General features: G+C 63.1%; 22 protein-coding genes, 2 riboswitches and 2 other annotated features. Of the genes, 15 read left to right on the forward strand and 7 right to left on the reverse strand.

Features of this window, described 5'->3' with window-relative positions:
- Positions 1-110: 30S ribosomal protein S18 (gene rpsR / locus QZS13_RS06030; RefSeq protein WP_295586961.1), on the forward strand; the 110-nt coding region annotated here is incomplete at its 5' end.
- Positions 111-185: 75 nt separating this feature from the next.
- On the opposite strand, the gene QZS13_RS06035 is transcribed toward rpsR, so the two are convergent.
- Positions 186-1379, reverse strand: a complete 1194-nt coding sequence (locus tag QZS13_RS06035) for an ATP-binding protein (RefSeq protein ID WP_295586902.1) — start codon at positions 1377-1379, stop codon at positions 186-188.
- A gap of 162 nt (positions 1380-1541) precedes the next feature.
- Positions 1542-1782 (forward strand) — a binding site (T-box leader).
- Positions 1783-1831: 49 nt separating this feature from the next.
- On the opposite strand from QZS13_RS06035, the gene ilvB reads away from it, so the two are divergent.
- From ilvB to ilvD, 4 genes are all read left to right on the forward strand, one after another.
- Positions 1832-3496: a biosynthetic-type acetolactate synthase large subunit gene (gene ilvB, locus QZS13_RS06040; protein ID WP_295586904.1), complete on the forward strand. Its 1665-nt coding sequence runs from the start codon at positions 1832-1834 to the stop codon at positions 3494-3496.
- Positions 3497-3509: 13 nt separating this feature from the next.
- Positions 3510-3989: an acetolactate synthase small subunit gene (gene ilvN, locus QZS13_RS06045; RefSeq protein WP_295586907.1), complete on the forward strand. Its 480-nt coding sequence runs from the start codon at positions 3510-3512 to the stop codon at positions 3987-3989.
- Positions 3990-4052: 63 nt separating this feature from the next.
- On the forward strand, positions 4053-5072 hold the full coding sequence (gene ilvC, locus QZS13_RS06050) for a ketol-acid reductoisomerase (protein WP_295586909.1): 1020 nt from the start codon (positions 4053-4055) through the stop codon (positions 5070-5072).
- 13 nt (positions 5073-5085) lie between these two features.
- On the forward strand, positions 5086-6744 hold the full coding sequence (gene ilvD, locus QZS13_RS06055) for a dihydroxy-acid dehydratase (RefSeq protein ID WP_295586911.1): 1659 nt from the start codon (positions 5086-5088) through the stop codon (positions 6742-6744).
- Between the two features lie 33 nt (positions 6745-6777).
- Here the strand turns inward: ilvD and QZS13_RS06060 are convergent, their stop codons facing one another.
- From QZS13_RS06060 to thiW, 3 genes are all read right to left on the reverse strand, one after another.
- Complete coding sequence (locus QZS13_RS06060) at positions 6778-7935, reverse strand: stage II sporulation protein P (protein WP_295586913.1); 1158 nt, start codon at positions 7933-7935, stop codon at positions 6778-6780.
- Between the two features lie 81 nt (positions 7936-8016).
- Positions 8017-8826, reverse strand: coding sequence for a hydroxyethylthiazole kinase (gene thiM, locus QZS13_RS06065; RefSeq protein ID WP_295586915.1), 810 nt, complete (start codon positions 8824-8826; stop codon positions 8017-8019).
- 26 nt (positions 8827-8852) lie between these two features.
- Positions 8853-9371: an energy coupling factor transporter S component ThiW gene (thiW, locus tag QZS13_RS06070; RefSeq protein ID WP_295586917.1), complete on the reverse strand. Its 519-nt coding sequence runs from the start codon at positions 9369-9371 to the stop codon at positions 8853-8855.
- A 288-nt stretch (positions 9372-9659) separates the two neighbouring features.
- Positions 9660-9761: riboswitch (TPP riboswitch) on the reverse strand.
- A gap of 71 nt (positions 9762-9832) precedes the next feature.
- A riboswitch (TPP riboswitch) is annotated at positions 9833-9940 on the forward strand.
- 54 nt (positions 9941-9994) lie between these two features.
- Between thiW and thiE the strand changes: the two genes are divergently transcribed.
- The 6 genes from thiE (at position 9995) to QZS13_RS06100 (ending at position 16577) form a co-directional block, all read left to right on the forward strand.
- Positions 9995-10636 (forward strand): thiamine phosphate synthase, encoded by a 642-nt coding sequence (gene thiE / locus QZS13_RS06075; RefSeq protein WP_295586919.1) that lies wholly within the window; start codon positions 9995-9997, stop codon positions 10634-10636.
- 122 nt (positions 10637-10758) lie between these two features.
- Positions 10759-11562 carry a bifunctional hydroxymethylpyrimidine kinase/phosphomethylpyrimidine kinase gene (gene thiD / locus QZS13_RS06080; protein WP_295586921.1) on the forward strand — a complete coding sequence of 268 codons (804 nt, stop codon included), beginning with the start codon at positions 10759-10761 and terminating at the stop codon, positions 11560-11562.
- A gap of 2 nt (positions 11563-11564) precedes the next feature.
- Entirely contained in the window at positions 11565-12728 is a 1164-nt protein-coding gene (cytX, locus tag QZS13_RS06085; RefSeq protein ID WP_295586923.1) for a putative hydroxymethylpyrimidine transporter CytX, read from the forward strand.
- A gap of 191 nt (positions 12729-12919) precedes the next feature.
- Complete coding sequence (locus tag QZS13_RS06090; protein WP_295586926.1) at positions 12920-14644, forward strand: HlyD family efflux transporter periplasmic adaptor subunit; 1725 nt, start codon at positions 12920-12922, stop codon at positions 14642-14644.
- Positions 14644-15381 (forward strand): ABC transporter ATP-binding protein, encoded by a 738-nt coding sequence (locus QZS13_RS06095; RefSeq protein ID WP_295586928.1) that lies wholly within the window; start codon positions 14644-14646, stop codon positions 15379-15381. Before QZS13_RS06090 ends, QZS13_RS06095 begins: the two co-directional genes overlap by 1 nt.
- Entirely contained in the window at positions 15378-16577 is a 1200-nt protein-coding gene (locus QZS13_RS06100; protein ID WP_295586930.1) for an ABC transporter permease, read from the forward strand. The genes QZS13_RS06095 and QZS13_RS06100 overlap by 4 nt, the downstream gene beginning before the upstream one ends.
- 45 nt (positions 16578-16622) lie before the next feature.
- Here the strand turns inward: QZS13_RS06100 and QZS13_RS06105 are convergent, their stop codons facing one another.
- Both QZS13_RS06105 and QZS13_RS06110 read right to left on the reverse strand, forming a co-directional pair.
- On the reverse strand, positions 16623-17459 hold the full coding sequence (locus QZS13_RS06105) for a deoxyribonuclease IV (protein WP_295586932.1): 837 nt from the start codon (positions 17457-17459) through the stop codon (positions 16623-16625).
- Positions 17460-17507: 48 nt separating this feature from the next.
- On the reverse strand, positions 17508-17684 hold the full coding sequence (locus tag QZS13_RS06110; protein WP_295586934.1) for a hypothetical protein: 177 nt from the start codon (positions 17682-17684) through the stop codon (positions 17508-17510).
- 521 nt (positions 17685-18205) lie between these two features.
- Between QZS13_RS06110 and mgtE the strand changes: the two genes are divergently transcribed.
- From mgtE to QZS13_RS06125, 3 genes are all read left to right on the forward strand, one after another.
- Positions 18206-19552, forward strand: a complete 1347-nt coding sequence (gene mgtE, locus QZS13_RS06115; RefSeq protein ID WP_295586936.1) for a magnesium transporter — start codon at positions 18206-18208, stop codon at positions 19550-19552.
- Positions 19553-19619: 67 nt separating this feature from the next.
- Positions 19620-19864 (forward strand) — a binding site (T-box leader).
- An 80-nt stretch (positions 19865-19944) separates the two neighbouring features.
- Positions 19945-21174, forward strand: a complete 1230-nt coding sequence (locus tag QZS13_RS06120; protein ID WP_295586938.1) for a hypothetical protein — start codon at positions 19945-19947, stop codon at positions 21172-21174.
- A gap of 29 nt (positions 21175-21203) precedes the next feature.
- Positions 21204-22277 carry an iron-containing alcohol dehydrogenase family protein gene (locus QZS13_RS06125; RefSeq protein WP_295586940.1) on the forward strand — a complete coding sequence of 358 codons (1074 nt, stop codon included), beginning with the start codon at positions 21204-21206 and terminating at the stop codon, positions 22275-22277.
- Positions 22278-22313: 36 nt separating this feature from the next.
- Here the strand turns inward: QZS13_RS06125 and QZS13_RS06130 are convergent, their stop codons facing one another.
- A complete protein-coding gene (locus QZS13_RS06130) occupies positions 22314-23012 on the reverse strand; it encodes a YoaK family protein (RefSeq protein WP_295586942.1) in 699 nt (232 codons plus the stop codon).
- Positions 23013-23163: 151 nt separating this feature from the next.
- Here QZS13_RS06130 and QZS13_RS06135 point away from each other — a divergent pair, with 151 nt between their 5' ends.
- Entirely contained in the window at positions 23164-23949 is a 786-nt protein-coding gene (locus QZS13_RS06135; RefSeq protein ID WP_295586945.1) for a TIM barrel protein, read from the forward strand.
- Positions 23950-23969 lie beyond the last annotated feature (20 nt).

The following is a 23969-nucleotide window of genomic DNA, read 5'->3' on the forward strand; positions in this document are numbered from 1 at the left end:
AGATTCTGCCCCGCAGAACCACCGGCACCTGCGCCATGCATCAGCGTCAGCTGACCGAGGCCATCAAGCGTGCCCGTCAGATCGCTCTGCTGCCCTACGTCACCGACTAAGGCACAGCAAAAAAAAGAGAAAACCGGCCTGTCCACTGGACAGGCCGGTTTTTTGCTGCTTTGGGGACGCGGATTTCACATGGTCACGCCGGACTGATAGAGCTGGAGGAACTGCTTGGCCACCCGGGGGCTGCGTCCTCCGGCGCGCAGGGCGAAGGCCTCTGCCTGGGTCACCAGGGTGTCCTCCGGCGCTTTAATGCCGTAGCGGTCCGCCAGCGCCAGAACGATGTCCCGGAACCGCTGCTTTTCCGGCCGCAGGAACGTGACCGTCAGCCCGAACCGGGCGGACAGGCTCATGAGCTCCTGCCGGGTGTCGGCCGCGTGGAGCTCGTCCCCGTCCCGGTCGGTAAAGGTTTCCTTGACCAGATGGCGGCGGTTGGAGGTGGCGTAGACTGCGATATTGCGGGGGTTACCGCACACGCTCCCCTCCAAAATGGCCTTCAGGGCGGCGAAGTTGTCGTCGTTGGCGGTGAAGGACAGATCATCGATGAACAGGATGAATTTCAGGGGGTTGCGGGCCAGGGAGTCCATAAGCTCCGGAATCTGGTGAAGCTGATTTTTCTTGACTTCCACCAGCCGCAATCCCTCCGGGGCAAAGGCGTTGGCGATGGCCTTGACGGTGCTGGATTTGCCGGTGCCTGCGTCGCCGTAGAGCAGCACGTTGGCCGCCGGGCCGCCGGACAGCAGCGCCCGGGTGTTGGCCAGGACTTTTTCCCGCTCCCGCTCATAGCCGGGCAGCTCCGCCAGGGTCTGGCTGTCCGGATAGCGTACGGGCACCAGGGCTCCGCCCGAGACGGAAAAGACGTGGTACTTGGCAAACATGCCGTAGCCCCGGCGGCCGGCCTCCGCCACCCGCTTTTCATAGGCGGCGGCAAAGTCCGCAGGGGCGGTGTCCCAGGGCGGCAGAAAGCGCCCGGCCTCCCCTGCCGCGCCTGCCTCCTGCAGCAGCTGGGGCAGCGTCACCTGGCTCAGCTGGGAGAAAAAGTCCAATTCCCCCGTTAGACACGGGGCCAGCGGCGTTCCGTCCGGCAGAGGCATGCGGCGGCGGATGCAAAGGTTCTCATCCTCCAGTACCGCCTCCAGCAGGTACTCCGTCCAATTGCAGGTGCGGGCCAACAGGGCGGATTCAAATTCGGCCAGGGCGTCCACGGCGTCCCCTGCCTCCAGCGCCCTGAGCGCGGTGCGGAATTTTTCCAGAACCGGGTCCTGAAGAATTCCGCGGAAAACCACCAGACCGCTCAGTCGGGCGGATAGTTCCCGGATATTCATACATGGTGCTCCTTCCATTTGTGGCTGTGCCGGCATTGCGGCGGGAAAAGATGCATTTTACTATACACGCTTTTTTCTCTGTCCGCAAGACACGGATAAATGAAAATTCCCTGTTGACAATCCCGGAAAACGGGAGTATAGTAAGCCTACAACATTTTTCCATCAAATGCGTTGACGAGAACAAGTAGCATTTCCCTTCCGCTTTCAGAGAGCTGTCGTCTGGTGCGAGACAGTAAGTATCGGGAACTGTGAAATCATCTCCGAGCAGTCCGCTGAAGCACAAGTAGGTCGGACCGGGTGTACCCGTTATCGTACAGGGGGTTGTTGGACTCCCGTGAGTGGGCGCGATTTCGCGTCAAGAAGAGTGGTACCGCAGAGAGCTTTTAAAGCCTTTGTCTCTTACAAGAGACAAAGGCTTTTTTATTTTCCCCAATGAACGGAGGCTGAGGCAAATGGAACTGACAGGGGCGCAGATCTTTGTGGAGACGCTGGCGGAGCAGGGCGTGGAGCTGCTGTTCGGCTACCCCGGCGGCACGGTGCTGAATCTGTACGATGCGCTGTATCAGAACGCCGACCGAATCCAATGCGTGCTGACGGCGGACGAGTGCGGCGCGGCCCACGCGGCCGACGGCTATGCCCGCTCCAGCGGACGCACCGGGGTGGTGCTGGCCACCAGCGGTCCCGGCGCCACCAACCTGGTGACGGGACTGGCCACCGCCTATATGGACTCCATCCCCCTGGTGGCCTTCACCGGCAACGTCTCCACCCAGGTGCTGGGCCTGGACGGGTTCCAGGAGGCCTACATTGAGGGAATCGCCATGCCGGTGACCAAGCACTCGGTCACCGTGCGGCGGGTGGAGGATCTGGCGGACACCATCCGGGCCGCCTTTCGCATCGCCCAGAGCGGCCGCAAGGGCCCGGTGCTGGTAGACATCCCCAAGGATCTGACCACCCAGTGCTGTCAGTTCCTTCCCGGCTCCCCTGCCGTGCCGGAAATGGCTCCGGCGCCGGATGCGGCGGCGGTGGACCGGGCGGCAGAGCTGCTCAACAAGGCCGAGCGGCCGCTGGTGTACTTCGGCGGCGGCGTGATCTCCGCCGGGGCGTCACCGCTGCTGCGGCAGCTGGTGGAAAAGGCCGGCATCCCCGCCGTCCACACCCTCATGGCTGCCGGGGCTCTGCGGTGGGATGACCCCATGAACCTTGGCATGCTGGGCATGCACGGACGGTACAGCGCCAACCGGGCGGTGGAGGAGGCGGACGTGCTCCTCTGCGTGGGGGCCCGGTTTTCCGACCGGGTAGCCCTCCGGCCGGAGGGGTTTGCCCGACGGGCCAAGGTGATCCAGATCGACATCGACGAAAGTGAGATCGGCAAAAACGTCCCGGCGGACCTGTCCGTGACGGGAGACGCTGCGGCGGTGCTGGAGGCCCTGATCCCCCGGCTCCGCCCCGCGGACCGAACGGTCTGGCTGTCGGATATCCGCTCCTGGCAGGAGCGGGATTACCGGCCCCGGGAGGACGGGGCGCATTTGCAGCCCCATCAGATTCTGCGGGATATCTGCTCCCTGGCAGGACCGGAAACCACCTACGTAACGGACGTGGGCCAGCACCAGATGTGGTCGGCTCAGTACCTGCGCCACACGGCCCCCCGGCAGTTTCTCACCAGCGGCGGCCTTGGCACCATGGGCTTCGGCTACGGCGCTGCCATCGGGGCCCAGCTGGCTCTGGGGCGGCAGCGGCGGGTGGTGATGCTCACCGGCGACGGCAGCTTCCACATGAACCTCAACGAGGCCTGCACCGCCGTCAGCTACGGATTGCCCATCATCACCGTGATTTTCAACAATCAGGTGCTGGGTATGGTCCGCCAGTGGCAGACGCTGTTTTACGAACACCGCTACGCCGCCACCGATCCCTGCCGGGTGACGGACTTTGCGAAAGTGGCAGAGGGGTTCGGCCTCAAGGGCTGGCGGTGCGAGACACCGCAGCAGTTCCGGGAGGCGTTCCAGAAGGCATTGAAAGAGAGCGGCCCCGTGTGGATTGACTGCGCCATCGGAAAAGACGAGGTGGTGCTGCCCATGATCCCCGGCGGAGGCGGCCTGGAAGATATCATCATGGAGTGAAAGGGGTACGGTTATGAAAGAGTCAAACGTTGTTACCATGCTGACGGAGAATCCCAACGGGGTTCTGGGTCGGATTATTACCCTTTTCTGCCGCCACGGGGTGGCCATTGACAGCCTGAGCGTCTCCGCCACAGCGGAGCAGGGGGTCAGCCGTATTACCGTGACCACCGGCTGTGCCCGTCCGCTGACCCAACTGGCCCTTCAGGCCCGGCGGCTGGTGGATATCCGCCAGGTGACGCTGCTGGAGGGCGGCGCCCGGCGGGAACTGCTGGAGGCCAAGCTCCTGCGTGCCGACAGCAGCCTGAACGCCCTGGCCCGGCGGTACGGGGCCGCTGTGCTGCTGGCTGACGACGGATGCCCGGTGCTGGAATGTGCCGGTACACCGGCCCGGCTGGACGAGCTGCTGGCAGAGCTCTCCCCCTACTGTGTGGCGGAGCTGAGCCGCACAGTGGTGGCTGCGCCCACGCTGCGTCCCGCAGCCGCCTGGGGCTGAGAAATATTCTGATTTTTCGAATCTTTAAACAAATAGACAAAAAGACAAAGGAGAAATGAAGCCATGTCCATCAAGAAGTATTACGACAGCGACTGCAACCTGGGAGTTCTGGACGGCAGAACCGTAGCCGTCATCGGCTTTGGCAGCCAGGGCCACGCCCACTCCGAGAACCTGGCCGAAAGCGGCGTCAACGTGGTGGTGGGTCTGCGCAAGGGCTCCGGACACTGGGACAAGGCCGCCAAGTTTGCCGCCGATCACCCCAACTTCCGCGTCATGGAGGTGGAGGAGGCGGCTGCGGCCGGCGATATCGTCATGATGCTGGTGCCCGATGAGCTGGCTGCGGACATCTATAACCAGCAGATTGCCCCCTACATGACCGAGGGCAAGACCCTGGCATTCGCCCATGGCTTCAATATCCACTTCAAGACCATCGTGCCCCCCAAGAATGTGGATGTCATCATGATCGCCCCCAAGGGCCCGGGCCATACGGTGCGCAGCCTGTATCAGGACGGACGTGGCGTGCCCAGCCTCATCTGCGTGGAGCAGGACTACTCCGGCCGGGCCAAGGACACGGCCCTGGCATACGCCTGCGGCATCGGCGCGGGCCGGGCGGGTATCCTGGAGACCACCTTCAAGGAGGAGACGGAGACCGACCTCTTCGGCGAGCAGGCAGTGCTGTGCGGCGGCGTGTGCGAGCTGATCCATGCGGGCTTTGAGACGCTGGTGGAGGCGGGCTACGCCCCGGAGATGGCCTACTTCGAGACCTGCCACGAGATGAAGCTCATCATCGACCTCATCAACGAGGGCGGCTTTGCCAAGATGCGCTACTCCATTTCCAACACCGCCGAATACGGCGACTACCGCACCGGCAAGCGCCTCATCACCGACGAGACCCGCAAGGAGATGCGCAAGATCCTCGGCGAGATCCAGGACGGCACCTTCGCCTCCGAGTTCCTTACGGAGATGAACCCCAACGGCGGCCGCCGTACCCACTTCCTGGCCCAGCGCCGCATGGCGGCGGAGCACCCCATCGAGAAGGTGGGCGCCCAGCTGCGGGCCATGATGAGCTGGCTGAAAAAGTAAGGGAGGCAGGCACATGCGAAGCGACAATGTGAAAAAGGGCAGCGAGCGTGCCCCCAACCGCAGCCTCTTCTACGCCCTGGGCTACACCCCTGAGGAGCTGGAGCGGCCCCTCATCGGCGTGGTGTCGGCCTACAGCGAGATCGTCCCCGGCCATATGCACCTGGATAAGCTTGCCCAGGCGGTCAAGACCGGCGTGGAAATGGCCGGCGGCACCCCCATCCTCATTCCCGCCATCGGCGTGTGTGACGGCATCGCCATGGGCCACGTGGGCATGAAGTACTCCCTGGCCAGCCGGGAGCTCATCTGCGACAGCGTGGAGACCATGCTCATGGCCCACCAGCTGGACGGACTGGTGCTGGTGCCCAACTGCGACAAGATCGTGCCGGGCATGGTCATGGCTGCTGTGCGGCTGGACGTGCCGGCGGTGATGTGCTCCGGCGGCCCCATGCTCTCGGGTACCTACGGTGGCGAGTCCGTGAGCCTTTCCAAGATGTTCGAGGCGGTGGGCGCCTACAAGGCCGGGCTCATTTCCGATGCCCAGCTGGAGGACTGCACGGAAAACTGCTGCCCCAGCTGCGGCAGCTGCTCGGGCATGTACACCGCCAACTCCATGAACTGTCTGTGCGAGGCCATCGGCCTTGCTTTGCCCGGCAATGGCACTATCCCCGCCCCCTACTCCAAGCGGCTCCAGCTGGGCAAGCGCTCCGGCATGGCCATTATGGAGATGGTGCGCCGGGGCATCACCGCCCGGCAGATCGTCACCCCCCGGTCTATCCGCAATGCGCTGACCTGCGACATGGCTCTGGGCTGCTCCACCAACACGGTGCTGCATCTGCTGGCCATCGCCTATGAGGCCGGTGTGCCCCTGGACCTGAAGCTCTTTAACGAGGTGTCTGCCGCAACGCCCAACCTGTGCCACCTGGCCCCGGCGGGCCCCACCCACATGTCCGACCTGTACGCCGCCGGCGGCATTGCCGCCGTGCAGTCGGAGCTTGCCAAGGCAGGGCTTCTGGATCTGGACGTGATGACCGTTACCGGCAAGACCCTGGGCGAGAACATCCAAGGGGCGGTCAACCGCAATCCCCAGGTGATCCGCCCGGTGGACCATCCCTTCAGCCCCACCGGCGGCCTCCAGATCCTCTGGGGCAACCTGGCCCCCGACGGCTGCGTGGTCAAGCGCAGCGCCGTGGCCGAGGAGATGCTGCGCCACACGGGCCCGGCCCGGGTGTTCGACGGCGAGGAGGACGCCATCGCCGCCATCTACGCCGGCAAGATCGTCCCCGGCGACGTGGTGGTCATCCGCTACGAGGGCCCCAGCGGCGGCCCGGGCATGCGGGAGATGCTCAACCCCACCTCGGCCCTGGCCGGCATGGGACTGGACAAGACCGTGGCCCTTATTACCGACGGCCGGTTCTCCGGCGCCTCCCGGGGCGCTTCCATCGGCCATGTGAGTCCCGAGGCGGCGGCAGGCGGCCCCATCTGCCTGGTGCGGGAGGGAGACGCCATCACCATCGATATTCCCGCCGCCTCCATCACTTTGGAGGTATCGGAGGAGGAGCTCTCCCGCCGCCGGGCGGCGTGGACGGCCCCGGAGCCCAAGGTAAAAACCGGATGGCTCAGCCGCTATGCCCGCATGGTTTCCAGCGCCGACCTGGGCGCGGTCATGCGCTGAAACAAAAAAGAGACGGGCTTTGCCCGTCTCTTTTTATTTGCTCCGGCCCTCCAGAAGTTCTACCATCCCCTGAGCGAACAGAGTGCCGGCCAGGGCCGCCTCCTCCGGGGAGTTGCCGGCAGCGCCCACCTCCACCAGAAGGGACCCGGTGGTGGCGTGCTGGTTGTAGCGGGAGTTGCGCAGCAAAATGGGACGCATGAGGGTGGGGTGGTCCATGAGCAGATTGTTCTGCAGCGCCACTGCCAGCTTCAGGTTCTCCATCCAGTCCGGGTGGCTCAATCCGCTTCCGTCGCTGCCCACCACCAGCGTCATCTGAGCGGAGGTCTGCCCGTCCACGTCGGAGACCACCTTGTACTGGTTTCCCTGACTGTCCTCGATGGCGTCCCGGTGCACGTCCAGAATAAAGCGGATGGTTGGGTACTGGGCCAGGTAGCTCTCGATGGCCGCCAGGGAGCGGTCGTAGGCGCCGGAATAGGCCGGATAGTCGTAGAGCGTCCGGTCGTGGAGCACGCTGATGCCCGCCTGGGAGAACACCTCTGCCATGGCGTCCCCCACCGCTACCACGTTGTAGCGGCTGTCCGTGGTGCGGTGGTCGCCGGACCAGACCACGTCCACATCCCCGGCGGGGGTGTAGGACTCACTGCCGTGGGTGTGGAGAATGAGGATCTGGGGGCCCTCCCCCGTCAGCTGCGCGTCAAACTGCTCTCCCAGCTCCGTGACGGAGAGGGTGTGGTCCGTGCTGTTGGTGATGTAAGCCCGGCCGCAGACCGTGTAGCCGCTGGGGTCCGTGGGGACCAGAGTCCGGGCCTCCACCCCGTTGTCCGGGGCATTGGGTGCCTCCAGGGGCGTCTCCTCCACGGGAGAGGTGACGATGTCGTCTCCGGCGGGATGATCTTCGGCGGGGGTCTCCCCCTGCCGCTTTTGCCACAGCTCGGCCACGTCGGAGCGGGCGGAGAGCAGCAGCGGCGACTGGGAAAGGGTCAGCACCGCCGCAGGCGAGAGGGTGTCCGATGTCCACAGATCCCCCAGCTCCCAGCGCACCGCCCCCAGGGGGGAGGACTGAGCCAGTGCCTGGAGGGCTCCGGCAGCAGTATCGCTGCCGGCGGTGACGGCGGCCAGATACAGCGTGGCGCCGGCCAGGGCCAGCGCTTCCAGACGGCCCAGGACGCCCCGCAGGGTATGCTTGTTCATGGCCTCACCTCCTGGGACAACCTTATGCCGCCGGAGGGAAAAGTATGCAAAAAAAGGCTGCCCGCAGGCAGCCTTTTTTTATCACAGACAAAGCTCCGTCACGGAGACGGTGTTTTCCACATCGCTGCCGGTCAGGGTACCGGCGGCATCCAGCAGCGCCATGTGAAAATGGCCGGGGCCCAGGGCTGCGGCGGATTCCTCCGCCCGGCGGGAGCAGGCCTTCCAAAAGGCGGAGGCAGCCACGGCCGCCAGCGCCGCGTCAGCTTCCACGGCGCAGAAGGCACCGCACAGGGCCGAGAGCATGCACCCCGCGCCGGTCAGGCGGGCCATGCCCGCACTGCCGCCCCGGACGCCCCAGGCGCGGGTGCCGTCGGTGACGATGTCCTCCGCCCCGGTGAGCAGTACAGCGGTGCGGAGCTTTTGGGCCAAGGCTGCGGCACAGGCAAGATGCTCTTTTTCTCCGGCATCCGCGCTGTCCACGCCCCGCTCCCGGCTCTTCTGGTGCAGCAGGGCCTGGGCCTCCCCCAGGTTTACCCGGATCAAGGTGGGGGTGAAGGCCTCCAGCAGGGCTTCTGTATGGGCAAGGCGCCAGACGGAGGCTCCCACGCCCACCGGGTCCAGCACCACCGGCTGCTGCTTTGCAGCGGCCAGCTGGCCGCACAGACGGCACAGGTCCCAGCGGTGCTCCCCCTCCGGCGTGCCGGTGTTGAGGACGGTGGCGTCACACCCGGCGGTGATTTCGTCCATCTCCTCCATGGCCTGGGCCATGATGGGGCTGGCACCGGCGGCCAGGAGCACGTTGGCACAGTCGTTGACGGTGACGATATTGGATACACAGTGCACCAGGGGACGGCTGCGGCGCACCGCGGAGAGCGTGGCGTAATCGGGCATGGAAACCGGGCTCCTTTTCGGCAAGATCAGTGCTCCAGGGCGGACTGCATGGACTTGAGGGCGCCGCTGGACTTGAGGGCCAGCACCAGAGCGCTGGCAATGATGCTGCCGCCCACGGTGGACACCAGGAACGGGATCACATAGGCGGTGTAGCCGATGGAGCCGGCCACCACGCCCATGAAGGCAATGGCAATGGGATAGGACAAAAGGCCGCCGATGATGCCGGTGCCGAACACCTCCGCGCAGGCCGTGGCGGGGAGGTTGGCGGTCTTCTTATACATCAGGCCGCACAGCAGCGCGCCGCACATGCTGCCCGGGAAGGCCAGAAGGCTCCCCAGGCCCAGGAGGTTGCGCAGAAGGCTTGCCACGAAGGCAACGCCCAGACCGTAGCCCGGACCCAAGAACACGGCGCACAGGATATTCACCATGTGCTGTACGGGGGCGCACTTGCTGGAGAACACGGGAAAGGAAAAGGTGCTGCCGGCCACGGCCACGGCACAGAGCATACCGGCCAGGGCCAGCTTTTTGATATAGCTGTGATTCATAAGATCAGGCTCCTTTGAAAAGATCGGCAGGGAGAAAACGAATACCAGCAGCGTTTTCCCCTTGCATGGCAAGGACAGGCGGCGTGCCGCCTGCTGTGGAAACTTCGGTCGAGGCTCGCTGGCCTCCTCTCACGCCGGAACACGGCTTCCCATCGCTGCTTGTTCGGCCCGGACACAGGGCGCTCCCCCTCTGCCCGCTCCCGGCTTGCCGGGGCGCCGTATGGTTTCTCCTGTGTCACATCCCTTCCCGAAAAAAGTGAAAACCGGCGGGACCCAAAGGGGCCTCGCCGTTGATGCTCCGCGATGTCCCTACGGTGGCATTACCCACGTCAGGTCAAAGGGTCGGAGTATTCGCTCCCTCTCAGCCTTGCGGCTCCCCTGTTTTCGCCCATCATTATTGCATTTCCGCCAAAGATTGTCAAGAGGGTTGAAAAGCGTGAAAAATGGGCGTACAATAAATGCACTGAAAAACGGGGAGTCCGCTGGCGCGGGCTGAGAGGAGACCGCAAGGTCTCGACCCGCAACCTGATTTGGATCATGCCAACGGAGGGAAATAGTGTGGATTGCACCGCAGGCTGCCCAACGTCGGGTTGTCTGCGGATTTTTGTTTGGAGGAACAAGCTATGAAACTATCAGCGCAGCAGCTGCGGCTCTATGCCGTGACGGACCGGGCCTGGGCGGCGGACGAGGACGCCTTTTTTGCTCAAATCGAAGCGGCCATCGACGGCGGGGCCGGTGTGGTACAGCTGCGGGAAAAGCACGCCTCCCGGGAGGAGTTTTTGCACCTGGCGGAGCGGTTTGTGTCCCTTTGCCGCCGCCGGGGTGTGGCGAGCATCATCAACGACAACGTGGAGGCCGCGGCGGCGGTGGGCGCCGACGGCGTCCATGTGGGCCAGGAGGACCTGTCCGCCGGCCGGGCCCGGGTACTGCTGGGACCGGATAAGATCATCGGTGTCTCCGCCCACTCCGTGGCCGAGGCCCAAGCGGCCCAGGCGGCCGGAGCGGACTATCTGGGTGTGGGCGCGGCCTTCGTTACCGGTACCAAGACCGATGCCAAGCCTGTGGGCCACGACGTGATCCGCGCCGTCACGGCGGCGGTGGACATCCCGGTGGTGGCCATCGGCGGCATCAGCCGTGATAACATCCTGGAGCTTTCCGGCTGCGGATTGGACGGCGTGGCGGTGGTGTCCGCCCTGTTCGCCCAAAAGGACGTGGCCGCGGCGGCCCGGGAGCTCCGCAGCCTGGCGGAGCAGATCGCCCGATAAGGGAAAACGCATCTCCCGTCCCAACGCGGCGAAAGTGGAGCTTTCGCCGAAGAAGCGGTGCATTGGGGGCACCACCTTGCATCGCGGAATAAAACTTCAATGCAGAAAGGAAGCAATCAATTATGAAAACAGCATTGACGATCGCTGGAAGCGACTCCAGCGGAGGCGCCGGGATTCAGGCGGATCTCAAGACCATGACGTTAAACGGCGTGTTTGCCATGAGCGCCGTCACGGCCCTGACCGCCCAGAATACCACCGGCGTTACGGACATCCAGGAGGCCACCCCCACGTTTCTGGCGGCGGAGCTGGACGCCGTGTTTACGGACATTTTTCCCGACGCGGTGAAGATCGGTATGGTCTCTTCTGCCGAGCTGATCCGGGTCATCGCCGAAAAGCTCCGGCACTACGGGGCGAGGCACATTGTGGTGGACCCGGTGATGGTGGCCACCTCCGGCGCCCGGCTTTTGCGGGAGGACGCGGTGGACGCCCTGAAGGAGTGCCTGCTGCCCCTGGCGGAGGTCCTGACCCCCAACATCCCCGAGGCGGAGATCCTCTCCGGCATGACCATCCGCTCTGCCGAGGACATGACTGCCGCCGCCCGGGCCGTCAGCGAGCGTTACGGCTGCGCCGTGCTGTGCAAGGGCGGCCACCAGCTCAACGATGCCAACGACCTTTTGTGGAAGGACGGCCAGGCCCACTGGTTCATGGGCCGCCGCATCGACAACCCCAACACCCACGGTACCGGCTGCACCCTCTCCAGCGCCATTGCGGCCAATCTGGCCAAGGGCTACGACCTGACTGTGTCGGTGGAAAAGGCCAAGACCTACCTCTCCGGCGCTCTGGCGGCCCAGCTGAACCTGGGACACGGCTCCGGACCCATGGACCACGCCTTTGACATCCGGCCCGAGTACCGGCAGGAGGCCTGAACATGAAAAAGACCTCTGCCTTCCAGATGAGCCTCATCTGGTTTGGCGCGGGGGTGTCCATCGCCGAGATATTGACGGGTACCTCCTTTGCAGCCCTGGGACTGGGCCGGGGCGCGGCAGCCATTCTGCTGGGCCATGTGATCGGCTGCGCGCTGTTCTTCCTGGCGGGCCTCATCGGCGGCCGCACCGGCCGCAGCGCCATGGAGACAGTAAAAATGTCCTTCGGGCAAAAGGGCGGACAGCTGTTCGCCTTTTTGAACGTATTGCAGCTGGTAGGCTGGACGGCCATCATGATCTACGACGGCGCCCTGGCTGTGGGCGGCATCTTTGACGGGGGCCACTGGCTCTGGTGCCTGGTGATCGGCGGGCTCATTGCCGTGTGGATTCTGGTGGGCGTGACGAACCTGGGCGGCATCAACAAGGTGGCCATGGCGGCGCTGCTGGTACTGACGCTGGTGCTGTGCAAGGTAATCTTTTTCTCCGGTACATCTCCGACCGCCGGGGACGGCTCGCTGAGCTTCGGTGCGGCGGTGGAGCTGGCAGTGGCCATGCCCCTTTCCTGGCTGCCCCTGATCTCCGACTACACCAGTCAGGCGGAAAAGCCCTTCCGGGCCACGGCGGCCAGCACCCTGACCTACGGCGCGGTGTCCTGCTGGATGTACTTCATCGGCATGGGCGCGGCCCTCTATACCGGCGAGAGCGACATCGCCGTCATCATGGTCAAGGCGGGGCTGGGCCTGGCGGCTCTGGTGATTCTGGTGCTTTCCACCGTTACCACCACGTTCCTGGATGCCTGGTCGGCGGGCATCTCCGCCGAGTCCCTCAGCACCCGGATCAACGGCAAGCGGACGGCTGTGGCGGTGACGGCGGTGGGGACCGCGGCGGCCATTTTCTTTCCCATGGACGACATCACCGGCTTTTTGTATCTGATCGGCTCCGTGTTTGCCCCCATGGTGGCCGTGCAGATCGCAGACTTTTTCCTGCTGCGGCGGGACAGCTTTTCTCTGGCCCTGGACGGGCGGAATCTGGTGATCTGGCTGGTGGGCTTTGTGCTCTACCGGCTGCTCATGCGGGTGGATCTGCCGGTGGGATATACGCTGGTGGATATGGTCGTCACGGCACTTTTGTGCGTGGCGGCGGAGGCGGTATCCCGGGGACGGACCTGATCCCATCAAACAGGCGGACGGCTTTGGCCGTCCGCTTTTTTTACGGTCAAAAGGAGGGATTTGTGCTGTGATTTGGGGATTTCCACGAATTTTCCCGGAATAGCTCCCCCCTTTCAGTTTGCTTTTAGCTTTCTCATGTAATCTGAGACTGGATTTTTTATGGAAAACCCCACAGAAAGGAACGGCAAGATATGGATGAGAAACTGCTAGTACCACAGCCTCAGGAAGAAGAACAAACAGCGCCGCCGGCACGGCGCAAATGGGGCGGATGGAAAAGAGGAAAAAAGAAAAAATGGATCGCGCTGGTGCTGGTCGTCGCCGTGCTGGCGGGCCTTGTGGGCTGGAATCGCCTGCGCACGCCCCAGGTATCCGCCCAGGAAGTGAGCTATCAGGAAGAGCAGGTCCAGCGGCGCTCCATCACCAACTCCCTCAGCTCCAGCGGAACCCTGGAACCTGCGGATTCCTACACGGTGAGTACCCTGGTTTCTGCGGAGGTGCTCTCAGACACCTTCGAGGAGGGCGACCTGGTGGAGGAGGGACAGCTCCTCTACACGCTGGACGCCTCCGACGCCTCCAGCAGTCAGACCCAGGCGCAAAACAGCTACTCCCAGGCCCAAAGCAGCTACGATCAGGCGGTGGAAGCCAAGTACCCCAAGGCAGACATGAGCGGCACCATCAGCGAGGTATATGTCCGCAACGGCGACACCGTCTCCGCCGGCACGGAGCTTTTGAAGATCGTAGGGGACAACAACCTCTACATCGACTTCCTCTTCGCCTATGTGGACAGCAGTGACTTCTACGTGGGCCAGACGGCCACCATTTTCATTGACGGCCTGGCGGGCACTCTGACGGGCACCGTGTCCGCCGTGTCCCAGGGCGAGATGGTGTCCGACAACGGCATGATGCTCACCACGGTCCGGGTCAAGGCGGTCAACCCCGGCCTGGTAACTGCCAGCTACACCGCCAGCGCCTCCATCGGTAACTACGTCAGCTACGGGGAGTCGCCCATTGAGATCAGCGAGAGCAGTGTGGTTACCGCCCAGGCCTCCGGCAAGATCAGCGGGCTGAACTTCCTGGCCGGTGACTCCATCTCCTCCGGGGACCAGATCTGCACCATCACCGGCGACAGTGTGGACAATCAGATCGAAAACGCGAAGATCAATCTGGAAAACGCTCAAAGCAATGTCCAGAGCGCGGCGGATAAGCTGGACGACTACAAGATCACCGCCCCCATCTCCGGTACGGTGGTCACCAAGACCGCCAAGGCCGGCGACAAGGTGGAGGGCGGCTCCTCCGGCACGCTGTGCACCATTTACGATCTGAGCTATTTGGAGATGACCATGAACATCGACGAGCTGGACATCAGCTCCGTGGCCGTGGGCCAGAGCGTGGAGATCACCGCCGACGCCGTGGAGGGCAAGACCTACACAGGTACGGTGACCAGCGTGTCTGTGGCGGGCACCACCGCCGGCGGCATTACCACCTATCCCGTTACCGTCCGCATCGACGAGACGGACGGACTCCTGCCGGGCATGAACGTGGATGCCCAGATTGTACTCAGTCAGGCTGACGACGTGCTGGCCATCCCCAGCGGCGCCGTGAACCGGGGCGACACGGTGCTCATCACCGCTGACTCCCCCAGTGCGGCCAATGCCCTGGATCAGGAGGCGCCCGAGGGCTATGTGTACGTGTCTGTCGAGACGGGCGTCAGCGACGACAGCTACATCGAGATTCTCTCCGGATTGCAGGAGGGAGACACCGTGGCCTACCTGGCCTCCGGCTCCAGCGGCGGAGCCATGATGATGGACGGCGCGGCCATGGGTGGCATGCCCGGCAGTATGGGCGGCGGTATGAGCGGCGGCCCCGGCGGCGGAGGCGGCGCAGCCATGGGCGGCGGTCCCGGGGGAGGCTTCTGATGGGCGCACTCATTGAATTTCAGGACGTGTGCAAGTTCTACCGGATGGGCGACACCACCGTCAAGGCGGCCGACCACATCTCCTTTCGGATTCAGAAGGGGGAGTTTGTGGCCATCGTGGGCCAGTCCGGTTCCGGCAAGTCCACCTGCATGAACATCATCGGCTGTCTGGACGTCCCCACCTCCGGCACGTATTTGCTGGACGGACAGGATGTGGGACAGATGAACAAAAATCAGCTGGCGGCCATCCGCAACCGGATGCTGGGTTTTATTTTCCAGCAGTACAATCTGTTGCCAAAGCTCACGCTCATGGAGAACGTGGAGGTCCCCCTCATGTATGCGGGAATGCCCAGGTCCGAGCGCCACGAGCGGGCCAAGGTGGCGCTGGAGATGGTGGGCCTGGGCGACAAGCTGCGCCACAAGCCCGCCCAGCTCTCCGGCGGCCAGCAGCAGCGGGTGTCCATCGCCCGGGCTCTGGCGGGAGATCCGGCGGTGATCCTGGCCGACGAGCCCACCGGCGCCCTGGACTCCCACACCGGCCGGGAGGTGCTCACCATGCTCCAGCAGCTCCACGCGGCGGGCAACACCGTGGTGCTCATTACCCACGATAACTCCATCGCCGTCCAGGCCCAGCGGATCATCCGCCTGGAGGACGGCCGCGTCATCTACGACGGGGACGCCCAGGATCCCCGGGCGGTGGTCACGCCCGGCTCTGCGGGGAAAGGAGGCGGCCTATGAGCTTCGGCGAGACGTTTTCCCTGGCACTGAAAAACATTCTCTCCAGCAAGATGCGCACGTTTTTGACCATGCTGGGCATCATCATCGGCGTATGCGCCGTCATCGTTATTGTGGGATTGGGCAACGGCATGCAGGGCTATATCGAAGAGAGCTTTGCCGACATGGGCACCGACTCCCTGACTGTCATGGTCATGGGCCGGGGCTCCTCCCGCAGCGTCAGCGAGGAGGACATGTACGCTATGGTGGAGGAAAACAGCGATGTGCTCCGGCAGATCTCCCCCACGGTGACCATGACCGGCAGCGCAAAAATCGGCAGCGACACTCTCTCCGCCACCTCTATCACCGGCGTCAGCGAGGACTACTTTTCCATAAAGGGCTATACCGTGTCCCAGGGCCGGGGATTGCAGTATACGGACATGAAGGACCGCAAGAAGGTGTGCGTGGTGGGCCAGTATCTCAACATGGCCTACTTCGGCGGAAATGCCGTGGGCCAGACGGTGAAGGTGGGCGGTACCACGTTCACCATTGTGGGCGTGCTGGCCCAGCAGGGCACGGAACTGGAGGAGGGCGGCAGCGACGACTGCATGTTTGTCCCCTACTCCACCGCCGCCCGGCTGAGCTTCACCGGCACCATCTCCAGCTATGTCATTACCGTGCAGGATACGGACCGCATCGAGGAGGCCAAGGCGCTGGTGGAGCAAAAGCTCTATGACGTCTTTTCCGACGACAGCGCCTACACCGTCACCAGCATGGCCGAGCTGGTGGAGGAGATGAACAACATGGTCAACATGATTATCTATATCCTGGCGGGGATCGCCGCCATCTCGCTGGTGGTGGGCGGCATCGGCATCATGAACATCATGCTGGTGTCTGTGACGGAGCGCACCCGGGAGATCGGCATCCGCAAGGCCCTGGGCGCCCGGGAGAGCGCCATCATGCGCCAGTTCGTCATCGAGGCGGCCACCACTTCCGCGCTGGGCGGCGTCCTTGGCATCGCCCTGGGCTACGGCCTCTCTGCTGCGGCCACCACTCTCATTGCCGGCGCTATGCCGGATACGCCCATTACCGTCAGCCCCAGCCTGACGGCAGTGGTCATCGCCTTCGCTGTGTCCACCGGCATCGGTGTGGTGTTCGGCTACCTGCCGGCCAAAAAGGCGGCGGTGCTCAACCCCATCGACGCCCTGCGCTACGACTGAGCGCCAGATATAAAAAAGCCGTCCCGAAATCCGGGACGGCTTTTTTTACGCTTTTTCCGCGGCCTGCCGCAGCAGGGCGATCTCGGCGGCGTAGCCGGGAATATCGTTGGGAGTTTCCAGACAGAAGGGCAGGTTTTGCAGTGCCGGGTGGCGCACCACCCGCTCCAGGGCCTCCAGGCCGATGCAGCCATCGCCGATGCAGGCGTGGCGGTCCTTGTGACTGCCCAGGCTGTTGCAGCTGTCATTGAGATGGACGGCCCGGAGGAGGTCCAGGCCGATGATGCGGTCAAACTCCGTCAAAACGCCGTCCAGATCCCCGGCGATGTCGTAGCCGCCGTCCCAGACGTGGCAGGTGTCCAGGCACACGCCTACCTTTTCCGGCAGACTCACCCGGTCCAAAATTGCCCGCAGTTCCTCAAACCGGCCGCCCACTTCGCTGCCTTTACCCGCCATGGTCTCCAGCAGCACGGTGGTGGACTGGTCGGGGCGCAGAATGTCGTTGAGGCCGTCGGCGATAAAGGCAATGCCTGCCTCCGTCCCCTGGCCCACATGGCTGCCGGGGTGGAAATTGTAGTACTGACCCGGCAGGTGCTCCAGCCGGTGGAGGTCATCGGCCATGGTGGAGCGGGCGAAGGTGCGGCTTTCCTCCAACGCGGCGCACAGGTTCAGCGTGTAGGGCGCGTGGGCCACCAGCGGCGCAAAGCCGTTTTCCCGAAGCAGCTGTTCCAGGGCGCGGACGTCCTCTACGTCCAGTGCCTTGGCCCGGCTTCCCCGGGGATTGCGGGTGAAAAACTGAAACGTGTCCGCTCCGATGTCCAGGGCCTGACGGCCCATGGCGGCAAAGCCCTTGGATGAGGAGAGATGACAGCCGATATGCAGCATAGAGAGCCTCCTTAGGATATCTGTCCGGCCCGGAGCCGGCGTCGGCTCTTATTGTACCGGATTTTCCTCCGGACCGCAACCGTCTTGGTCCGTGTCCGCTTCCAGATACAGCTCCTCCGCCTGCTGCTGGGCGGCCATCAGATCGCTTCGCAGCCGGGCCAGAGCCTCCTCCGTCTGCGTCAATGTGTTGAACAGCATCAGATATCCTTTGCTTAAATTCTGCATACTGTGGTCATCCTTTCTAAGTTGTCACAAGATATTGGATTTGACAGGTCTATCATACACAAAGGGGCCGCGGAATTTTGCCGGAATCTGTCGAGGGAGTCTGGAAATTGACGCACGGTGCCGCGGCGGCGGGAATGAAGGCGGAAATCGTTGCCTGACGGGGGATTGCGTCGTTTTTTCCATGGAGTGGAAATTTTAAAAAAGTGTAAAATCCCATGAAAAAATGGAGAATTGCTTGCAAAAAAATAAGGGCTGGTGTTATACTGACCGGGCGGAGAGAGCTCTCCGCATGAGATGACAAAAAAGGAGGAAAGGTAAGTGGATACCGGCAGTCGAAGTTTCCGAACAGACAGCGACGTTCCCAAGCGGCGTCCTCTTGCCTTTTCCCGGGCAATATAAGGGGCCGCGAAGTCCATGGGAGTGCCGCCGCACAGACCTGTCCCCTGACGGGGGCGGTGTCGGTGCGGCTTTGTGCGTCTTTTCAGAAGCTTCCCAATGAAAAAAAGGGAGGTTTTTACGCCATGGAGAAGAAGATTTGGACCTATTGCCGGGAGCTCCTGGCCGGAAAAAAATTCCGGGAGCTGCGGGAGATTCTCTCCCGGGAAAATGAAGTGGACCTGGCGGAGTTCCTGGAGACGCTGCCCATCGAGCAGGCGGTGCTGGCGTTCCGGGCGCTGCCCAAGGAGCAGGCGGCGGAGGTGTTTTCCCAGCTGTCGCCGGAGTTCCGGCACTCCATTGTGGACGCGGCCACCGACCATGAGCTGGGCGAGATCGTGGAGGAGCTGTTTGTGGACGATGCGGTGGACATTCTGGAGGAGCTGCCCGCCGGCGTTGCAAGCCGCATGCTCCGGCAGGCCCGGCCCGAGACCCGCAAGCTGCTGAATCAGTTCCTGCGCTACCCGGAGGGCAGCGTGGGCAGCATCATGACCGCAGAGTTTGCCGATCTGAAAAAGACGGATACCGCCCGCTCGGCCATGGAGCGCATCCGCCGTATCGGCGCCGACTGCGAGTCCATCTACACCTGCTATGTCACCAACGAGAGCCGGGTGCTGGAGGGCGTGGTGACGCTGCGGGAGCTGCTGCTGGCTCCGGAGGAGTGCACGGTGGAGAAGATCATGGAGCGGGATGTGATCACCGCTCGCACCACCGATGACCGGGAGCAGGCTGTGGAGGCCATGATGCGCTATGACTTTCTGGCACTTCCGGTGGTGGATACGGAAAACCGCCTGGTAGGCGTGGTTACCGTGGACGACGTGATGGACGTCATGGAAGAGGAGGCCACCGAGGACTTTGAGAAGATGGCTGCCATGGCCCCCTCGGAAAAGCCCTATCTCAAGACCGGGGTATTCACCCTGGCCCGCCACCGCATCATGTGGCTGCTGGTGCTGATGATCTCCGGTATGGTGACCGGCGGCATCCTGGGACGGTATGAGGAGGCCTTCGCCGCGCTGCCCCTTTTGGTGACGTTTATCCCCATGCTCACGGATACCGGCGGAAACGCCGGCAGCCAGTCCAGCACCCTGGTGATCCGCGGTATGGCCGTGGGTGATATCGAGCTGTCGGATTTTCCCCGGGTGCTGTGGAAGGAGCTGCGGGTGAGCGTAGTGGTGGGCGCGGCCCTGGCTGCGGTGAACTTCGTGCGGCTGGTGATCCAGTATCCCGGCAGCCATCTCATTTGCCTGACGGTGACGCTGGCATTGTTTGCCACCGTGGTCATTGCCAAGACCGTAGGCGGCGTGCTGCCCATGGCGGCAAAGCTCATCCACGCAGACCCCGCCATTATGGCTGCGCCCCTCATCACCACCATCGTGGACGCGCTGTCTCTCATGATCTACTTTGCCATCGCAAAGCAGCTGCTGCCCATCTGAGTTTTCCGGGGGAAAACGAAAATTCCCCGTTGACAAACGAAAAAAGCTGTGGTAACATCACACTCAATAAAACGCAAGGACGCAGAGTAGTAAGCGGGAAGGCCCATGCAGAGAAGTGTCGGTTGGTGCGAGACACGATGGCTGCTGATCCGCCGAACTGGCTGCAGAGCGGCCGGGCCGAAGGTAAGTAGGCGCGGACGGGCGCACCCGTTAGCGTGCAGGGATATGATGGTATCCCGCAGAGTGATCCTCATTTTTGAGGATAAAGAAGAGTGGTACCGCGGAAGCGTTTTCAAACCTTTCGTCTCTTCTGCCCTGACAGGCAGGAGCGACGAAAGGTTTTTTTGTTGCCTCCTTGCCCCATCGAAAACCAGTTTTGGGAGGAATCGAACATGAAAGAAAAACGCATCGCAAAGACCCCGTTCGTCATCGCCTTCTCCGTGGGCTCCGTACTCTTCTCCGCCCACGCCGGCGGCGGTTTTGCCACCGGCAACCAGGCCAACACCTACTATGTGGGCCTTGGCTGGGCCGGCGTCGTCAGCGCCGTGATCGCCATGCTGCTTTTGACGCTGACCATGCGCCAGGCCATGGTGATGTACAACTCCCGGGGGCTGACCAGCTACAAGCAGCTCTTTGAGACCCTTTATCACCCCTTCGACAAGATCGAGTGGCTCTTTGAGGTATTCTTCTACATCATGGTGCTCATGGCGGTGGCTGCGGCCATCTCCGGTGCCGCCTCCGCCCTTCAGGGCTACTTCGGCATGAACTACTACTTGGGCATCGTGGCTGTGGGCGCAGTGGTGCTGGTGCTGACCATCTTCGGTGCCGGCATCGTCCGGGCGGCCTCCACCTATATGGGCATCGCCATTTTGATTACCGCCATCACCATCTACACCGTGGGCATCTTCAAAAGCGACAGCTCCATCTCCTCCGTCCTGGCCGCGGACTTTGCCCAGCGGGGCTTCGGCGGAATTCCCCAGGCAATCGTCAACGCCTTCACCTACGCCGGCTTCCAGTGCGTGACGCTGCCCACCATGATCGCCTGCGGCACGCCGCTGAAAAACCGCAAGGGCTGCGGCAAGGCCATGTGGATCTCCTTCGTCATGAACACGGTGGCCCTGGTGCTCTCCATCTTCATGCTCCTCACCTGGCAGGGCGTGTACACCTCCGTGGAGGGCGGCACCACGATTCCCACCCTCACCGCCTGCAACGCCATGGGCATCGGCTGGCTCACCACCGTCTACGGCATCTGCCTGCTCCTGTGCCTCATCTCCACCGGCGTGACCACCATCTTCGGCTTCGTGGCCCGGTTTGAAAAGCTCCCCATGTTCCGGGGAATTTCCTCCGCTCCCGTCCGCAGCGCCATCGTCTCCGCGTTCATCATCGTGGTGTCCATGACCATCTCTCTGGCGGGTCTGTCCAATATCATCAAGTATGGCTACGGCTACTGCGGCTACCTGGGCATCATCGTGGTGGTGATCCCGTTCCTCACGGTGGGTGTCTATAAAAACCGCGCTTACATCCGTGCCCACGGGGAGGCCTTCCCCGAGCGGCAGGAGGACGAATCCGTCCCCGCCGCCAAGACCGTCACCACCACCCGCCCCGCCGCCCAGTGCGACTGAGCACCAGTCAATAAAGGAGCATATACACCATGGAAAAAACTCTGTTCCCCGGATATACCATTGGGCCGGACGCCTATGACGATATCGCCGCCGTCTGCCCGGCCTACGGCAAAAAAGCGGCGGTCATCGGCGGCAAGCGGGCTCTGGCGGCAGCCGGAGACGCCATCATCCAGGCGGCCAAGGAGGCCGGCATGGAGATCATCGGGCCCATCTGGTACGGCGGCGAGGCCTCCCGGGAGAATATGGAGATGCTGCGGCCGCAGATTGAGGAGGCGGACATGATCTTCGCCGTGGGCGGCGGCAAGGCCATCGACACCTGCAAGGTGCTCGCCCACGAGACGAACCGTCCCTTCTTCACCTTCCCCACCATCGCCTCCACCTGTGCCTCCTGCACGAGCCTTGGCATCGTCTATCATCCGGACGGGAGCCTGCGGGAGTACTCCTTCTCCAAGATTCCGCCCAACCACATTTTCATCAACACCCAGGTGATCGCCGACGCGCCCGATATCTACCTGTGGGCCGGTATGGGCGATACCATGGCCAAGCACTATGAATGCACCATCTCCTCCCGGGGCGACGTACCTGCCCACTCCGATGCCATGGGCATCGCCCTGAGCTCCATGTGCGCCGAGCCCATCATCCGCTGGGGCCGTCAGGCGCTGGAAGACTGCCGGGCCCACAAGGTCACCCGGGAGCTGACGGAGGTGATTCTGGGCATCATCATCTCCACGGGTCTGGTGTCCAACTTCGTTCAGGTGGACTACACCACCGGCCTGGCCCACGCCATCTACAACGGCTTTACGGTGCTGCCCTCCACGGAGGCCCACCATCACCTCCACGGCGAGGTAGTCTCCTACGGCATTCTGGTCATGCTGACCGTAGACAAACAGTTTGAAGAGCGGGATAAGCTCTATGCCTTCAGCCGCTCCATCGGACTGCCCACCTGCCTTGCCGACATCCATGCCACGCCGGAGGATCTGCCGGCCGTCACGGCCAAGGCGCTGGCCGGCATCGACGTGCGGGTGTTCCCCTACACCGTCACGCCGGAGATGATTGTCCAGGGCATCATGGATATGGAGGAATACCACAAGGCACATAATTGAAATAAAAAGCGGTCCGGAACTTCCGGACCGCTTTTTTTATGATTCTTCCAGGTCTTCCCGGATAAACATGATGACAAAGGCCGCTACCAGCAGCCCACAGGAAACCCAAATGGTACCCATGCCCAGATAGGGCAGCAGCACGCCGCCCAAGCCTGCCCCCAAGCCGAACAGAGCGATAATGCCGAAGTACCGCCCGGCCTTCTTCCGGGCCTGGGGAGCGCCGTATTTCCAGTAGGCGCACAGCGACTCGGTGCCGCTGCGCAGGTTGCCGATGCACATGGTGCTGGCAAAGGCGTAGCCGTCCACCTTGCGGAAGGCCTGCACCTGCATGGCGCAGGAAAAAGACACCAGGGAGTTGGCCAGCAGGTTCCAGGACTGAGGAATCAGCCCCACCCCTGCCAGCAGGACGATTTCCGCCATCACCACCAGCTGCCGCCAGTGGAACCGCTCCATTTTCCCATAGCGCATGTGCAGCAGCTCCGCGGCCAGCACACCCAGGGCGAAGGCCAGCAGCGGCACCAGATACCGCAGGGACTTCTGCCAGGAGCCCTCGAAAAACCGTACCCACATCAAAACGATGTTGCCGGTCTGGGCGTTGGCGAATACCTCACCCCGGGCAAGATACGTATAGGCGTCCTGAAGACCGCCCGACAGGGATAACAATCCGGCGGTCAGAAAGGACTCCGACATCTGGCCGTGGTGTTTATGTGTGTGGAGGAATTGCTCGTGTTCCATCCTGCTGCCTCCCGCATGTCCAAAATCCATGTCAGTATACGCCCATTCCGCCCAGGCGGCAAGGGGGTGCGGCAAAAATTTCCCTCCCGGTGGGCGGCCGTTGACAGAGACGGGCGGATTTGATAAGGTGAAGCCAAAAGGAGGCGGGGGTATGAAGCTGAAAAAATGTGCCTGTATTGAGACGCTGTACCGGGAAGTGCCGTTTCTGGAGCGGATTGCCGCGGCGGCGCGGGACGGATTTTCCGCCGTGGAGTTCTGGTCCTGGCGGGACAAGGACCTGGCGGCGGTGCGGCAGGCGGCAGAGGATGCGGGAATCAAGGTGGCCGGGTTCAATGGGGACGGTCCGTTTTCCCTGATCGACCCCGGGCAAAAGGCGGACTATCTGCGGGATCTGACCCAGGCCATGGACGCGGCGGCGGCCGTGGGGGCCGCTTCCCTCACCATCCACTCCAACGCCTTGGGTGAGGGCGGTGTGGTCACAGACCGGGGGGAGGGCCTTTCGGACACGGTGCGCCTTTGCGCCATGTACGATACGCTCAGAGACTGCGCCCGTCTGGCGGAGGACCGGGGGCTGACGCTGCATCTGGAGGCGCTCAATCCCATTACGGACCACCCGGGCAACTTCCTGGTCTCCACTGCTGTGGCGGCGGAGCTAACGGCCCTGGTGGGCTCTCCCCGGCTGAAGATTCTTTATGACATCTACCACATGCAGCTGAGCGAGGGAAACCTGATGGGCAACATCCGCGCCTGGCACGGGCAGATCGGCCACGTGCACGCAGCGGACGCGCCGGGCCGCCACGAGCCGGGCACGGGAGAGATTGCCTTTCCTGCGGTGCTGGACTGCCTGGAAAAGACAGGCTACTACGGCCTGGTGGGCTTTGAGCTCTTCCCTGCCCGCACCACGGCGGAGGCGGTAGCGGCCATCATGTCTCTTTGAAAGGAAATATAAAAAGCCGG

Origin of the sequence: uncultured Oscillibacter sp. (assembly GCF_900546705.1) — a bacterium.
Classification (GTDB): Bacteria; Bacillota; Clostridia; order Oscillospirales; family Oscillospiraceae; genus Oscillibacter.